The following is a 14,672-nucleotide window of genomic DNA, read 5'->3' on the forward strand; positions in this document are numbered from 1 at the left end:
CGGGCTATAACATTACTTCTTCGCTTTCAGTTTTTTCTGCCAAATCAATAGCTCAAACACGCCGAACAGGAAAATGCGGATCTGTTCAGCCTTGCTCATTTGCGGGCCCTCTTTCGGCAGCGCGGTTTTCAGCATGGTCGCCTGTAAGGCATGCATGAAAACGGTAAAGACCAGCGCGACGTTGACGAAAATGTTCAACGGGCGCGGAAACGGCTGGATCAGGTTCCAGAGCAGAAAGACCCAGACGCAAAGCATCAGCAGGCGTCCCAGATTAATCAGCAGCGGCATGCTTCTCTCCTTGTGGTGCTTCGCGGTGATATAAACGATACGCGACCTGGCCCGCGACTTTCTCCCGGTGCAGAAGCCAGTGCGCTGGCACCGGCGGTAAGCCATTTTCGACTTCACTTTCGATATAAATTAATGCGTCATCGGCGAGCCAGCCGTTGTTTTCCAGCAGGCGGACTGTCTCTTCCAGCATCCCCTTACGGAACGGCGGGTCGATAAAGGCAATGGTGTGCGGCGTGCCCTGGCCTGCTAAATAGGCCAGCGTATTGGTATTCACCACTTTGGCGTTGACGGCTTTTAGCGTCGCCAGATTTTGCTGTAACTGCTGCGCGACGCTGCGCTCCATTTCCAGCAGGGTCGCACTGGCGGCGTAGCGCGAGAGCGCTTCCAGCCCTAATGCGCCACTTCCGGCAAAGCAATCAAGACAGTGCGCATCAACCATCGATGGCGCCAGCCAGTTGAATAAGGTTTCCCGCACGCGATCGGTGGTTGGACGCAGGCCGGGGCTATCCGGAACCGGTAATTTGCGGCCCCGCCACTGCCCGCCAATAATGCGTATCTGGCCGCTCGCGGCACGGTTAGGTTTCTTCATGGTTTTCGCTTTGCTCATCATTTCGGCCTGCTATTCTAGCGGTCTGACGAAGGACGTTAAACCCTAATCCTCAGGCCGTGATGCGAGTTGCGGAAAGTGTTAGACTATCCGACTAATTAACAAATGTTTTCAGTCCCTGTCATGTAAGACGGGCTGCGCCATGAATCAACAGCGGGAGTGTAGTCGCCAATGGCAAATGAGAAGAAACGTGGCTTTTTTTCCTGGCTCGGCTTTGGGCAGAAAGAACAGGCCGAAGAGGCGCAAACCGAACCACAGCAGGTAACTGAGCAGCCGGTCGAAGAGACACCGGCAACTGAACCTGCCGCCGACAGCGAAAAATTTGCCGAAGAGGTCGTTGAGGTCAGCGAACAGCTGGCGCACGAAGAGGCGCAGCCGGAGCCCGTCGTCGAAGAGCAGGCGCTTCAGGTTGAACATGAAGAACTGCCGCTGCCGGAAGAGGTCGCAGAGCAGGAGATCGGCGCGGAAGAGTGGCAGACGGAAGCTGAACCGCTGGTAGAAGAAGATGCGCCGCTGAGCGATGAAGAGCTGGACGCGCAGGCGCTGGCGGCGGAAGCCGCGGAAGAAGCGGTGATGGTTGTGCCGCCGGAGGACGCGGTGCAGGAGCAAGAGAAACCGACAAAAGAGGGTTTCTTCGCTCGTCTGAAACGCAGTTTGCTGAAAACAAAAGAAAATCTGGGTTCCGGATTTATCAGTCTGTTTCGCGGTAAAAAAATCGATGATGATCTGTTTGAAGAGCTGGAAGAGCAACTGCTGATTGCGGATGTTGGCGTTGAGACCACGCGCAGAATCATCACCAACCTGACGGAAGGCGCAAGCCGTAAGCAGCTTCGCGATGCGGAAGCACTTTATGGTTTGCTGAAAGAGGAAATGAGCGACATCCTCGCGAAGGTTGATGAGCCGCTGAATATTGAAGGCAAAACGCCGTTTGTTATTTTGATGGTTGGCGTTAACGGCGTGGGTAAAACCACCACCATCGGCAAGCTGGCGCGTCAGTTTGAGCAGCAGGGCAAATCGGTGATGCTGGCGGCGGGCGACACCTTCCGCGCGGCAGCGGTTGAGCAGTTGCAGGTTTGGGGCCAGCGCAACAATATTCCGGTGATTGCCCAGCATACCGGCGCGGATTCCGCTTCGGTCATTTTTGACGCCATTCAGGCGGCGAAAGCGCGCAATATTGATGTGCTGATTGCCGATACCGCCGGGCGTTTGCAGAACAAATCGCATTTGATGGAAGAGCTGAAGAAAATTGTCCGCGTCATGAAAAAGCTGGACGAGGATGCTCCCCATGAAGTGATGCTGACGATTGATGCCAGCACCGGGCAAAATGCGATAAGCCAGGCCAAACTGTTCCACGAAGCTGTGGGTCTTACCGGCATCACGCTGACCAAACTCGACGGCACCGCCAAAGGCGGCGTGATTTTCTCGGTGGCGGATCAGTTCGGTATTCCGATCCGCTACATTGGTGTCGGCGAACGTATCGAAGATCTGCGTCCGTTTAACGCGGGCGATTTTATTGAGGCGCTTTTTGCCCGAGAGGATTAACAATGATTCGCTTTGAACATGTCAGCAAAGCCTATCTCGGTGGGAGACAAGCGTTGCAGGGGGTGACATTCCACCTGCAACCAGGCGAGATGGCCTTTCTGACCGGGCACTCCGGCGCGGGGAAAAGTACCCTGCTGAAGCTTATCTGTGGGATTGAGCGGCCAAGCACCGGGAAAATCCTGTTCAGCGGCCACGACATTAGCCGTCTGAAGAACCGTGAAGTGCCATTTTTGCGTCGCCAGATCGGCATGATTTTTCAGGATCACCATCTGTTGATGGATCGCACCGTGTATGACAACGTGGCGATTCCGCTGATCATCGCTGGCGCGAGCGGTGATGATATTCGTCGTCGTGTGTCGGCGGCGCTGGATAAGGTCGGGCTGCTTGATAAAGCGAAAAGCTTCCCGATTCAGCTTTCCGGCGGTGAACAGCAGCGCGTCGGCATTGCCCGCGCGGTAGTGAATAAACCGGCTGTGCTGCTGGCAGATGAACCGACCGGTAACCTGGACGACGCTTTGTCGGAAGGGATTTTACGTCTGTTTGAAGAGTTTAACCGCGTTGGGGTTACGGTACTGATGGCGACCCACGATCTGGGGCTGATTTCCCGGCGTTCGTACCGCATGCTGACCCTGAGCGATGGCCATTTGCATGGAGGCCAGGCGGGTGAATAAGCGCGACGCATTAAATCATATCCGGCAGTTTAGCAGCCGGCTTGACCGTTTCCGTAAATCCGCCGCTGGCTCCGGCGAGGGTAATCGCAGTACTCCACGACGTGGCAAAGCGACAAACAAACCGCCATCACGTAAAACCAATGTGTTTAACGAGCAGGTTCGCTATGCCTGGCACGGCGCGTTGCAGGATCTGAAAAGCAAACCGCTGGCGACGTTCCTGACGGTGATGGTGATTGCCATCTCGCTGACGCTGCCGAGCGTTTGCTATATGGTCTACAAAAACGTCAACCAGGCAGCGTCGCAGTACTATCCGTCGCCGCAAATCACCGTCTATTTCGACAAAACGCTGGATGATAACGCCGCTCAGCAGGTGGTGGCCCAGCTCCAGTCCGAACAGGGCGTGGAGAAGGTGAACTATCTTTCCCGCGAAGATGCGCTTGGCGAGTTCCGTAACTGGTCCGGGTTTGGCGGTGCGCTGGATATGCTGGAAGAGAACCCGCTGCCCGCCGTGGCGGTAGTGGTTCCGAAACTGGATTTTCAGAGCACGGATTCGCTGAATACGCTGCGCGATCGCATCTCTCATCTCCAGGGCATTGATGAAGTGCGTATGGACGATAGCTGGTTTGCGCGTCTGGCGTCGCTGACCGGGCTGGTCGGGCGCGTGTCGGCGATGATCGGCGTACTGATGGTGGCGGCCGTCTTCCTGGTTATCGGCAACAGCGTGCGGCTGAGTATTTTTGCCCGCCGCGATACCATCAACGTGCAGAAATTGATCGGCGCAACGGACGGTTTTATCCTGCGCCCGTTCCTGTATGGCGGCGCGTTGCTCGGCTTCTCCGGCGCGTTTTTATCGCTGATCCTGTCGGAGATTCTGGTGATGCGGCTCTCCTCGGCGGTTACCGAAGTGGCGAAAGTGTTCGGCACGCAGTTCGAGCTAAGCGGCTTGTCTTTTGACGAGTGCTTATTGCTGCTGCTGGTCTGTTCGATGATCGGTTGGATAGCTGCCTGGCTGGCGACGGTGCAACATTTACGTCACTTTACTCCCGATTAAAAAAACTCTGGTATACTCTTTCCCTGCAATGAAGTATTCCCGTAGCAGGGAAAGCGTATCGCCCCTTTCTGATGTTTTCCTTGCACCGGCTTTTTCATCCAGTTGTCACAATTTGTGCGTAATTTATTCACAAGGCGACATGGAACTTGTGGATAAAATCACTGTCTGATAAAAGTGTGAATGCTAATCTCGTTGCTCATAAGGACTGGCATGTTTGTTGCCTGATGGGGACAGACCGCCGCCAGTGGAAAGTAAATTGAGAGGATTTGAATGACCAAAGAAATGCAAACTTTAGCTTTAGCCCCTGTTGGTAACCTGGAATCTTACGTCCGGGCCGCTAACGCATGGCCGATGTTGACGGCTGATGAAGAGCGGGCACTGGCTGAAAAGCTGCATTACCAGGGCGATCTGGAAGCAGCGAAAAAGCTGATTCTGTCTCACCTGCGCTTTGTTGTTCATATTGCTCGTAATTACTCGGGCTATGGTCTGCCGCAGGCGGATCTTATCCAGGAAGGTAATATCGGCCTGATGAAAGCTGTGCGTCGCTTCAACCCGGAAGTGGGTGTGCGACTGGTTTCCTTCGCCGTGCACTGGATCAAAGCTGAGATCCACGAGTATGTGCTGCGCAACTGGCGTATCGTGAAAGTGGCAACCACCAAAGCACAGCGCAAACTGTTCTTTAATCTGCGTAAAGCGAAACAGCGTCTGGGCTGGTTTAACCAGGACGAAGTCGAAATGGTGGCCCGTGAACTGGGTGTGACCAGCAAAGACGTGCGTGAAATGGAATCGCGTATGGCGGCGCAGGACATGACGTTTGATATGTCCCCGGACGATGACGCCCAGGACAGCCAGCCGATGGCTCCGGTGCTCTATTTGCAGGATAAATCGTCGAACTTTGCCGATGGCATTGAAGACGACAACTGGGAAGAGCAGGCCGCTAACAAGCTGACCGACGCAATGAAAGGGCTGGACGAACGCAGCCAGCAGATCATCCGCGCCCGCTGGCTGGACGAAGAGAACAAGTCCACGCTGCAGGAGCTGGCCGACCGCTACGGCGTTTCCGCCGAGCGCGTACGACAGTTGGAAAAGAACGCGATGAAAAAACTGCGCGCTGCTATCGAAGCGTAAGCGTAAGCAGTGAACAAGCCGGGTCGGCGCAAGCCTCGCCCGGCTTTTTGTTTTTTTTAACGCGCTGCGTTTTTGCTTCCCGGCGCTTCGCGTATCAGTTCTGCAAGCCCGGCAAACACCGGCTCCATCTCCTCTTCCTCCATCGCTGCAAATCCCATCAACAGGCCGCGCGCTGGCGTGTCGCCGCTGTAATAACGCGAAAGCGGCCGCACCAGAATGCCACGCGCGTTAGCCGTTTGCGCCAGCGCCACGTCATCGCAGGTAGCAGGCAACGACAGCACCAGATGCAGCCCGGCATTATCGTTAAACTCGCTAAGCGCCTCTTTGCCAAGATAATCGGTGATAAGTTGCGCCAGCCGCGCGCGGCGTCGGGCGTACAGCAACCGCATCCGGCGGATATGCGCCGTGTAATGCCCCTCACGGATAAACTGCGCCAGCGCTTCCTGATCCAGCAAACGCCCGCCGCGATAGAGTTCGGCATGCGCAGTTTTAAGCGCCTGCATCAGCGGACGCGGCAACACCAGATAACCGAGCCGCAGCCCAGGGTAGAGCGTTTTACTGAACGTACCGGTATAAATCACCGGCGCATTGTCCACCAACCCCTGCAAAGCGGGAATGGGCTGGCCCGAGAAGCGAAATTCGCTGTCGTAATCATCCTCAATAATCCAGCTACCGGTTTGCCGCGCCAGCGCTAATAGCCGCTGGCGGCGTTCCAGACTCATCACGCAGCCCAGCGGATACTGGTGCGAGGGCGTGACGAAAATGAGTTTCGGCGGCACATCGCCTGGTTCCGGCGGGTTCATCCCGGATCTGTCAACTTCGATGGCCTGCAAGTTAACGCCATTTACCGCCAGCACATTACGAATTCCCCAGTAGGCTGGCTCCTCAATCCACGCCAGATCGCCCGGATTGCACAGCATGCGCGATACCAGATCGATGGCCTGATGAATGCCTTCCGTAATCAGGATCTGCTCCGCGCTACAGCGAACCGATCGCGTGACCCGCAAATACTCCACCAGCGCCTGCTGCAGCGCGATGCTGCCGCCAGCGTTGCTATAAGAAAGCTGTATTGCCTGCGGTTTTCGACTTACGCGAGACTGTATTTTTCGCAACAGCGCATGCGGGAACGCGTTGATATCCGGGACGCCAGGCAGAAACGCGCCCCACTGGCGCGCGCTGGCATTGCTGTGGCTCAGCAGATGCTGACCGCGGGCGGAAAGCTGTGAAGGCAGGCTGGCGCTGAGTTTTTCGCCCGCTGTCATGGGCGCGGAAAGCAGGCTGTCCGGGACGGTGCCGGCCACAAAGGTGCCGCTGCCGGTACGGGAAACAACATAGCCTTCGGCCAGTAGCTGCTCATACACCGTCAGCACCGTATTGCGCGACAGATTCAGTTGCGCGGCTAGATCGCGGCTCGGCGGCAGGCGGCTTTGTGTCGGCAGGCTACCGTCGAGTATCGACAGGCGAATCGCGTTATATAATTTCTTATGCAGCTTGCCTTCGTGCTGCTCGTCCAGACGCAGCTGCAGCAAGTCAGAGACGAGTGAGCGCAATTGGATCCCTCAATTATTCAAAACTGGTACTCGATTATAGAACCACTTATGTCATGTTTTCACAACAGACGCAGCAACAACGAACACAGACGAGGGTAATCAGGTGAAGAATAACGAACTACATCAGCGCCGTTTACAGGCGACGCCGCGCGGTATTGGAGTGATGTGCGGCTTTTATGCGGAAAAAGCAGAAAACGCCACATTGTGGGATGTCGAGGGCAATGAGGTCATCGACTTTGCCGCTGGTATCGCAGTACTTAACACCGGGCATCGTCACCCGAAAGTGATGGCCGCAGTGGAAAAGCAGTTGCAGGCATTTACGCACACCGCTTACCAAATCGTTCCTTACGAAAGCTATGTTTCGCTGGCGGAACGTATTAATGACCGCGTGCCAGTTGATGGCCCAGCGAAAACGGCGTTTTTCTCAACCGGCGCGGAAGCGGTGGAGAACGCGGTGAAAATTGCCCGTGCTTACACCAAACGCGCTGGCGTGATTACCTTCGGCGGCGGTTTTCATGGTCGTACGTTTATGACCATGGCGCTGACCGGGAAAGTCGCACCGTACAAAATCGGGTTTGGTCCGTTCCCCGGCTCGATTTACCACGCGCAGTATCCGAATGCGCTGCACGGCGTCAGTACCGAAGATGCGCTGAAAAGTCTCGAACGCATCTTTAAAGCGGATATCGCACCGGATCAGGTTGCGGCCATCCTGCTGGAGCCGGTCCAGGGCGAAGGCGGCTTTAACGTGGCGCCAGCGGATTTCATGAACGCGCTGCGCAAACTGTGCGACAACCACGGCATTCTGCTGATTGTTGATGAAGTGCAGAGCGGCTTTGCCCGTACCGGCAAATTGTTCGCGACCGAGTATTACGATGTTAAACCGGATCTGATCACCATGGCGAAAAGCCTGGCGGGCGGGTTGCCGCTGTCTGCGGTAGCAGGGCGCGCAGAGGTGATGGATGCGCCTGCGCCTGGCGGGCTGGGCGGCACTTACGCCGGTAACCCGCTGGCGGTGGCTGCGGCACACGCGGTGCTGGATGTGATCGACGAAGAAAACCTCTGTGAACGCGCTAACCATCTGGGCAAACATCTGGTGGAAGTGCTGACGCAGGCAAAAGCGCAGTGCCCGTACATTGCGGATATCCGCGCGCAGGGTTCGATGGTGGCCGTGGAATTTAACGATCCCAGTACCGGCGCGCCATCGCCTGAATTTACCAAACAGGTACAGGATAAGGCGCTGGCGGCAGGTGTGTTGCTGCTGAGTTGCGGCATATACGGCAACGTGATCCGTTTCCTCTATCCGTTAACCATTCCGGAAGTTCAGTTCCGCAAAGCGCTGGATATTATCCACCAGTCGCTGACCCGCTAATTATTCAGCCGCCTTATGGGCGGCTTTTTTACAGCGTGTCATCACTCTGTCGCATAACCTTCAAAATTGTTATTCCATATTCTGAAAAATGGGGTATGTTTTAGCAGAGTATGCTGCTAAGGCACGGGCAGAATGTCTAATAACTACTATCATATTCTTTGCTTATGATGGTAATCAAAATAATGTGCCGCATAACAACATCACAACAAATGCAATAACCATAACAATGGGGAAACTCAGGATGAAAATGAAGGGCAAAGCGTTACTGGCAGGATGTATTGCGTTAGCAATGAGCAACGTGGCATTCGCCAAAGATATTAAAGTTGCCGTTGTCGGTGCGATGTCCGGTCCGGTTGCGCAGTATGGCGACCAGGAATTTACCGGCGCTGAGCAGGCTATCGCAGACATCAACGCGAAGGGCGGCATCAAAGGCGACAAACTGGTAGCGGTAAAATATGACGATGCGTGTGACCCGAAACAAGCGGTTGCAGTAGCCAACAAAGTGGTCAACGACGGCATCAAATATGTTATCGGTCACCTGTGCTCCTCTTCTACTCAGCCTGCGTCTGATATTTATGAAGACGAAGGTATTCTGATGATCACGCCTGCGGCGACAGCGCCGGAGCTGACCGCGCGCGGTTACAAACTGACGCTGCGCACGACTGGTCTGGATTCCGATCAGGGCCCGACCGCGGCGAAATACATTCTGGATAAAGTGAAACCGCAGCGCATCGCGGTCATCCACGACAAACAGCAGTATGGTGAAGGTCTGGCGCGTGCGGTGCAGGATGGCCTGAAAAAAGGCGGCGCCAACGTGGTGTTCTTTGACGGTATCACCGCCGGTGAGAAAGATTTTTCCACGCTGGTGGCGCGTCTGAAGAAAGAGAACATCGATTTCGTTTACTACGGCGGCTATCACCCGGAAATGGGTCAGATCCTGCGTCAGTCACGCGCGGCTGGCCTGAAAACTCAGTTTATGGGTCCGGAAGGCGTAGCGAACGTCTCCCTGTCTAACATCGCGGGCGATTCAGCAGAAGGCATGCTGGTGACGAAGCCGAAGAACTACGATCAGATCCCGGCGAACAAACCGATTGTTGATGCTATCAAAGCGAAGAAACAGGATCCGAGCGGCGCATTCGTGTGGACCACCTACGCAGCCGTACAGTCTCTGGCGGCAGGTCTGAACCAGACTGCGGAACCGGACGCGATTGCCACTTACCTGAAAGGGCACACTGTTGATACCGTGATGGGTCCGCTGTCATGGGATCAGAAGGGCGATCTGAAGGGCTTTGAGTTTGGTGTGTTTACCTGGCACGCGAACGGTACGGCGACTGACGCTAAGTAATTTTATGAACTGACCGTCGCCTTTCGCGCCGCAGATGCGTTGGCTGCATTCACTTACCCCGGTCACTTACTTCAGTAAGCTTCCGGGGATAAGCGAACTTGCCGCCTTCCTGCGCCACGGAATTCCTGGTCAGAAGATCGTTATTTTCTATGCCGGGCAAGCAGACGCTACCCGGCATTTTTTATCGTTTTTCCCAGCCATTTTCCTGCGCGGTAAAGCCCAGCGTCTGAGCGAATGCCGCCATCACATTGCGATCTTCGACACCAATATCGGCAATCCACCAACTGGTAATGCTGGGATTATCACGAATCACTTCTTCAACAAGATACTGCCCGACGCCGCGACGGCGGGTGATATCGCGCACGCGCAGCGAATCCAGCGCGCCTTCGGTGCCGCGCAGGGTTACGCGCACGGCGGCCAGCAGGCGATCGTTAAAGCGGGCCGCATAAATGCGGTGGTCGTCATCCACTTCAAGGGATGCGGGGGAGTATTCCGGCCAGACTTTCGCTAAATCAATATGATCCTGCTCGGTAAAAGTGACCAGTCGGATGATAGTCAATTTCATGTACAGCTTGTCCAAAACGCAAAAGATAGTGTGAGTGTAATCAATTTCATCGGCCGGGGAGGGAGAGTTTTTTAGTTTTCATTCGACAGGTGAATAATTTTGCCGCAGACGCTCAGCCAGTGTGAAACATCAGGGATCGAAAAACAGGCAGCATTTTAACCTGATTGGTAGTGATTTATTCCGCTTTATGTACCATTATTTTATGCTGGCAATGGGACTTTTTTTGTTTATCTCCGATTAAATACAGAATATTATCTGTGCTTAATCGCCTGAAAAATAGAGGATTTAGTCTGGTTTTTGCCAAAAAACTGCGCTAAACCATTAAAGGCGCTGGTAAAAATAGCGTTGTGCATTAAAAGTACAGAATGCTTTTTAACCATAAAAAAACAAAATTATTACACGACATCACGAATGGGGATTTACAACAATGAAAAGGAACGCGAAGACATTAATCGCGGGAATGGTTGCACTTGCGATGTCTCACGCGGCCGTGGCGAAGGATATTAAAGTGGCGGTTGTCGGGGCGATGTCCGGTCCTGTTGCGCAGTGGGGCGACATGGAATTTAACGGCGCGCGCCAGGCTATCCACGATATCAACGCCAAAGGCGGAATCAAGGGCGACAAACTGGTTGCTGTTGAATACGACGACGCCTGTGACCCGAAACAAGCTGTTGCCGTCGCGAACAAAATCGTTAACGACGGTGTGAAATATGTGATTGGCCATCTCTGCTCCTCCTCCACGCAGCCTGCATCCGATATCTACGAAGACGAAGGTATTCTGATGATCACGCCAGGCGCGACGAACCCGGAACTGACTCAGCGCGGCTATCAGCACATTATGCGCACTGCCGGGCTGGACTCTTCACAGGGGCCGACCGCCGCGAAATACATTCTGAATTCGGTTAAACCACAGCGTATCGCCATTATTCACGATAAGCAGCAGTACGGCGAAGGTCTTGCGCGTTCCGTGCAGGAAGGGCTGAAAGCTGGCGGCGCAAACATTGTCTTCTTCGATGGCATCACCGCCGGGGAGAAAGATTTCTCCGCGCTTATCGCCCGTCTGCAAAAAGAAAATATCGATTTTGTCTACTACGGTGGTTATTACCCGGAGATGGGACAAATGCTGCGCCAGGCGCGCGCCAGTGGACTGAAAACCCAGTTTATGGGGCCGGAAGGCGTGGGTAACGCGTCTTTGTCTAACATCGCGGGCAATGCGGCGGAAGGCATGCTGGTGACTATGCCGAAGCGCTATGACCAGGATCCGGCGAACCAGAGCATCGTCGATGCCCTGAAAGCGCAGAAGAAAGATGCGAGCGGGCCATATGTGTGGATCACGTACGCCGCCGTGCAATCGCTGGCGACCGCGCTGGAGCGTACCGGCAGCGACGATCCGCTGACGCTTATCAAAGATTTAAAAGCCAACGGGGCTAAAACCGTGATTGGGCCGCTGAACTGGGATGAAAAAGGCGATCTGAAAGGATTTGAGTTTGGCGTCTTCCAATGGCACGCCGATGGTTCGTCCTCTGTGGCGAAATAACTGTCATCCCGCTTCCAGGGCGCAATGCCCAGGAAGTTTTAAGAAGGTTAAGTTATGTCCGAGCAGTTTCTCTATTTTGTGCAGCAGATGTTTAACGGCGTAACGCTGGGAAGCACCTATGCATTGATCGCCATTGGTTACACCATGGTTTACGGCATTATCGGCATGATCAACTTCGCCCACGGCGAGGTTTACATGATCGGTAGTTATGTCTCCTTTATGATCATCGCCGCGCTGATGATGATGGGCATCGACAGTAGCTGGCTGCTGGTCGCCGCCGGTTTTGTTGGCGCCATCGTGATCGCCAGCGCATACGGCTGGAGCATCGAACGGGTGGCCTATCGCCCGGTGCGTAACTCCAAGCGCCTGATTGCGCTGATCTCCGCCATCGGCATGTCCATCTTCCTGCAAAACTACGTCAGCCTGACCGAAGGTTCGCGCGATGTGGCGCTGCCGAGCCTGTTCAACGGCCAGTGGATTGTCGGCAGCAGCGAAAACTTCTCTGCTTCCATCACCACCATGCAGTTGGTGATCTGGATTGTGACTTTCGTGGCGATGCTGGCGCTGACGCTGTTTATCCGCTACTCCCGTATGGGCCGCGCCTGCCGCGCCTGTGCTGAAGATCTGAAAATGGCCAGCTTGCTGGGGATTAACACTGACCGCGTTATCGCGCTGACCTTCGTGATCGGTGCCGCAATGGCGGCGGTGGCTGGCGTATTGCTGGGCCAGTTCTACGGCGTGATCAACCCCTACATCGGCTTTATGGCCGGGATGAAAGCGTTCACCGCAGCGGTGCTGGGCGGTATTGGCAGCATTCCTGGTGCGATGATCGGCGGGCTGATCCTCGGCGTTACCGAATCGCTCTGCTCTGCGTATCTCAGTACGGAATATAAAGATGTGGTCTCGTTCGCGCTGTTGATCGTGGTGCTGCTGGTGATGCCTACCGGTATCCTCGGCCGCCCGGAGGTGGAAAAAGTATGAAACCGATGCATTTTGCGATGGCGCTGCTTTCCGCCGCAATGTTCTTCGTGCTGGCTGGCGTTTTTATGGGTGTCCAGCTTGAGCTGGATGGCACCAAATTGGTGGTGAACACCGCGGCGGATATCCGCTGGCAGTGGATCATCATCGGTACTGCAGTAGTCTTTTTCTTCCAGTTGCTGCGACCGCTGTTACAGAAAAGCCTGCGCGGTGTTTCCGGTCCGAAATTCGTTCTGCCGGCAATTGATGGCTCGACGGTAAAACAGAAACTGTTCCTGCTGGCGCTGCTGGTTATCGCCGTGGCGTGGCCGTTTGTTGTATCGCGCGGCACGGTGGATATCGCCACCATGACGATGATTTATATCATCCTCGGCCTTGGGCTGAACGTAGTGGTGGGGCTTTCCGGCCTGCTGGTGCTGGGCTACGGCGGTTTTTACGCCATCGGTGCCTATACCTTCGCGCTCTTGAACCACTATTACGGGCTGGGTTTCTGGACCTGCCTGCCGCTGGCGGGGCTGGTTTCCGCTGCTGCCGGGTTCCTGCTGGGCTTCCCGGTGTTGCGTCTGCGCGGCGACTATCTGGCGATTGTGACGCTCGGCTTCGGTGAAATCGTGCGTATCCTGCTGCTGAATAACACCGAAATTACCGGTGGCCCGAACGGCATCAGCCAGATCCCGAAACCGACGCTGTTCGGCCTGGAATTCAGCCGTACCGCGCGTGAAGGCGGCTGGGATACTTTCAGCAACTTCTTCCATGTGTCCTATGATCCGAACGACCGCGTGGTTTTCCTCTATCTGGTCGCGCTGTTGCTGGTTGTGGTCACGCTGTTTGTCATTAACCGCCTGCTGCGTATGCCGCTTGGCCGCGCGTGGGAAGCGCTGCGTGAAGATGAAATCGCCTGCCGCTCGCTGGGCCTGAATCCGACGCGCATCAAGCTGACCGCTTTTACCATCAGCGCCGCGTTTGCCGGTTTTGCCGGAACGCTGTTCGCTGCCCGCCAGGGTTTTGTCAGCCCGGAATCCTTCACCTTTGCCGAATCTGCCTTTGTGCTGGCGATCGTGGTGCTGGGCGGTATGGGCTCACAGTTTGCGGTTATTCTCGCGGCCATCCTGCTGGTGGTTTCCCGCGAGTTGATGCGTGATTTCAATGAATACAGCATGTTGATGCTGGGTGGTTTGATGGTACTGATGATGATTTGGCGTCCGCAAGGCTTGCTGCCGATGACCCGTCCGCAGTTGAAATTGAAAAACGGGCAAGCGAAAGGAGAGCAGGCATGAGTCAGCCATTGTTATCCGTAAACGGTCTGATGATGCGCTTCGGCGGTCTGCTGGCGGTGAACAACGTCGCGCTGGATCTGCATCCACAAGAGATCGTTTCGCTGATTGGTCCGAACGGTGCGGGGAAAACCACCGTATTTAACTGCCTGACCGGTTTCTATAAACCGACCGGCGGCACCATTATGCTGCGTGATAAGCACCTCGAAGGGTTGCCGGGCCAGCAAATCGCGCGGATGGGCGTGGTGCGTACTTTCCAGCACGTGCGCCTGTTCCGTGAAATGACGGTGATTGAGAACCTGCTGGTTGGCCAGCATCAGCAACTGAAAACCGGCGTCTTTTCTGGCCTGCTGAAAACCCCGGCGTTCCGCCGCGCGCAAAGTGAAGCGCTGGATCGCGCCGCAGTGTGGCTGGAGCGTATCGGTTTGTTAGCCCACGCTAACCGCCAGGCCAGTAACCTGGCTTACGGCGATCAGCGTCGTCTGGAGATCGTCCGCTGCATGGTAACGCAGCCGGAGATCCTGATGCTCGACGAACCGGCGGCCGGTCTGAACCCGAAAGAGACCAAAGAGCTGGACGAATTGATCGTCGAGCTGCGTAACAACCACAACACCACCATTCTGCTGATTGAGCACGATATGAAACTGGTGATGGGGATTTCCGACAGGATTTATGTGGTGAACCAGGGGACGCCGCTGGCGAACGGGACGCCGGAAGAGATCCGTAACAATCCGGACGTGATCCGCGCATACCTGGGTGAGGCATAA

The 14,672-nt window shown here is 55.3% G+C and carries 14 protein-coding genes; 10 read left to right on the plus strand and 4 right to left on the minus strand.

Translation table 11 applies throughout. From position 1 onward, the window contains the following. Window positions 1-12 precede the first annotated feature (12 nt). Both AWR26_RS01475 and rsmD read right to left on the minus strand, forming a co-directional pair. The gene (locus AWR26_RS01475; protein ID WP_175518634.1) at window positions 13-282 is read right to left on the minus strand and encodes a DUF1145 family protein; all 270 of its coding nucleotides are present in this window, start codon (window positions 280-282) and stop codon (window positions 13-15) included. Beyond that, window positions 272-877, minus strand: a complete 606-nt coding sequence (rsmD, locus tag AWR26_RS01480) for a 16S rRNA (guanine(966)-N(2))-methyltransferase (RefSeq protein ID WP_064568937.1) — start codon at window positions 875-877, stop codon at window positions 272-274. Before rsmD ends, AWR26_RS01475 begins: the two co-directional genes overlap by 11 nt. A gap of 189 nt (window positions 878-1,066) precedes the next feature. On the opposite strand from rsmD, the gene ftsY reads away from it, so the two are divergent. The 4 genes from ftsY to rpoH all read left to right on the plus strand — a co-directional run bounded on the left by ftsY (window position 1,067) and on the right by rpoH (window position 5,287). Continuing rightward, complete coding sequence (ftsY, locus tag AWR26_RS01485; protein ID WP_064563137.1) at window positions 1,067-2,437, plus strand: signal recognition particle-docking protein FtsY; 1,371 nt, start codon at window positions 1,067-1,069, stop codon at window positions 2,435-2,437. 2 nt (window positions 2,438-2,439) lie between these two features. Further along, a complete protein-coding gene (ftsE, locus tag AWR26_RS01490; protein WP_064563139.1) occupies window positions 2,440-3,108 on the plus strand; it encodes a cell division ATP-binding protein FtsE in 669 nt (222 codons plus the stop codon). Then, window positions 3,101-4,159, plus strand: a complete 1,059-nt coding sequence (gene ftsX, locus AWR26_RS01495) for a permease-like cell division protein FtsX (RefSeq protein WP_064563141.1) — start codon at window positions 3,101-3,103, stop codon at window positions 4,157-4,159. The genes ftsE and ftsX overlap by 8 nt, the downstream gene beginning before the upstream one ends. Before the next feature lie 270 nt (window positions 4,160-4,429). Then, complete coding sequence (gene rpoH, locus AWR26_RS01500) at window positions 4,430-5,287, plus strand: RNA polymerase sigma factor RpoH (RefSeq protein ID WP_007369694.1); 858 nt, start codon at window positions 4,430-4,432, stop codon at window positions 5,285-5,287. 56 nt (window positions 5,288-5,343) lie between these two features. Here the strand turns inward: rpoH and pdxR are convergent, their stop codons facing one another. Next, window positions 5,344-6,837 (minus strand): MocR-like pyridoxine biosynthesis transcription factor PdxR, encoded by a 1,494-nt coding sequence (pdxR, locus tag AWR26_RS01505; protein ID WP_064563143.1) that lies wholly within the window; start codon window positions 6,835-6,837, stop codon window positions 5,344-5,346. A gap of 103 nt (window positions 6,838-6,940) precedes the next feature. Between pdxR and AWR26_RS01510 the strand changes: the two genes are divergently transcribed. Together AWR26_RS01510 and AWR26_RS01515 are read left to right on the plus strand one after the other, a co-directional pair. Next, window positions 6,941-8,206 (plus strand): 4-aminobutyrate--2-oxoglutarate transaminase, encoded by a 1,266-nt coding sequence (locus tag AWR26_RS01510; protein WP_064563145.1) that lies wholly within the window; start codon window positions 6,941-6,943, stop codon window positions 8,204-8,206. A gap of 241 nt (window positions 8,207-8,447) precedes the next feature. Then, entirely contained in the window at window positions 8,448-9,551 is a 1,104-nt protein-coding gene (locus tag AWR26_RS01515; RefSeq protein WP_007369697.1) for a branched-chain amino acid ABC transporter substrate-binding protein, read from the plus strand. Window positions 9,552-9,732: 181 nt separating this feature from the next. Here AWR26_RS01515 and panM read toward each other — a convergent pair whose 3' ends face one another. Then, on the minus strand, window positions 9,733-10,116 hold the full coding sequence (panM, locus tag AWR26_RS01520; protein ID WP_064563146.1) for an aspartate 1-decarboxylase autocleavage activator PanM: 384 nt from the start codon (window positions 10,114-10,116) through the stop codon (window positions 9,733-9,735). Between the two features lie 427 nt (window positions 10,117-10,543). Between panM and livK the strand changes: the two genes are divergently transcribed. The 4 genes from livK to livG are packed head-to-tail and all read left to right on the plus strand — an operon-like array spanning window position 10,544 to window position 14,672. Beyond that, window positions 10,544-11,653 carry a high-affinity branched-chain amino acid ABC transporter substrate-binding protein LivK gene (gene livK / locus AWR26_RS01525; RefSeq protein ID WP_064563148.1) on the plus strand — a complete coding sequence of 370 codons (1,110 nt, stop codon included), beginning with the start codon at window positions 10,544-10,546 and terminating at the stop codon, window positions 11,651-11,653. 54 nt (window positions 11,654-11,707) lie between these two features. After that, the gene (gene livH / locus AWR26_RS01530) at window positions 11,708-12,634 is read left to right on the plus strand and encodes a high-affinity branched-chain amino acid ABC transporter permease LivH (RefSeq protein ID WP_043956253.1); all 927 of its coding nucleotides are present in this window, start codon (window positions 11,708-11,710) and stop codon (window positions 12,632-12,634) included. Continuing rightward, on the plus strand, window positions 12,631-13,908 hold the full coding sequence (locus AWR26_RS01535) for a high-affinity branched-chain amino acid ABC transporter permease LivM (protein WP_064563150.1): 1,278 nt from the start codon (window positions 12,631-12,633) through the stop codon (window positions 13,906-13,908). Before livH ends, AWR26_RS01535 begins: the two co-directional genes overlap by 4 nt. Continuing rightward, the gene (livG, locus tag AWR26_RS01540) at window positions 13,905-14,672 is read left to right on the plus strand and encodes a high-affinity branched-chain amino acid ABC transporter ATP-binding protein LivG (RefSeq protein ID WP_064563152.1); all 768 of its coding nucleotides are present in this window, start codon (window positions 13,905-13,907) and stop codon (window positions 14,670-14,672) included. Before AWR26_RS01535 ends, livG begins: the two co-directional genes overlap by 4 nt.

The organism is Kosakonia oryzae, assembly GCF_001658025.2.
Classification (GTDB): domain Bacteria; phylum Pseudomonadota; class Gammaproteobacteria; order Enterobacterales; family Enterobacteriaceae; genus Kosakonia; species Kosakonia oryzae.

What these genes read in the sequence shown, in the direction of transcription:
- livK (WP_064563148.1), top strand. Translation starts at nt 10,544, where the DNA reads ATGAAAAGGAACGCGAAGACATTAATCGCGGGAATGGTTGCACTTGCG.
- AWR26_RS01535 (WP_064563150.1), top strand. Translation starts at nt 12,631, where the DNA reads ATGAAACCGATGCATTTTGCGATGGCGCTGCTTTCCGCCGCAATGTTC.
- ftsE (WP_064563139.1), top strand. Translation starts at nt 2,440, where the DNA reads ATGATTCGCTTTGAACATGTCAGCAAAGCCTATCTCGGTGGGAGACAA.
- ftsY (WP_064563137.1), top strand. Translation starts at nt 1,067, where the DNA reads ATGGCAAATGAGAAGAAACGTGGCTTTTTTTCCTGGCTCGGCTTTGGG.
- AWR26_RS01515 (WP_007369697.1), top strand. Translation starts at nt 8,448, where the DNA reads ATGAAAATGAAGGGCAAAGCGTTACTGGCAGGATGTATTGCGTTAGCA.
- livG (WP_064563152.1), top strand. Translation starts at nt 13,905, where the DNA reads ATGAGTCAGCCATTGTTATCCGTAAACGGTCTGATGATGCGCTTCGGC.
- panM (WP_064563146.1), bottom strand. Translation starts at nt 10,116, where the DNA reads ATGAAATTGACTATCATCCGACTGGTCACTTTTACCGAGCAGGATCAT.
- livH (WP_043956253.1), top strand. Translation starts at nt 11,708, where the DNA reads ATGTCCGAGCAGTTTCTCTATTTTGTGCAGCAGATGTTTAACGGCGTA.
- rsmD (WP_064568937.1), bottom strand. Translation starts at nt 877, where the DNA reads ATGAAGAAACCTAACCGTGCCGCGAGCGGCCAGATACGCATTATTGGC.
- rpoH (WP_007369694.1), top strand. Translation starts at nt 4,430, where the DNA reads ATGACCAAAGAAATGCAAACTTTAGCTTTAGCCCCTGTTGGTAACCTG.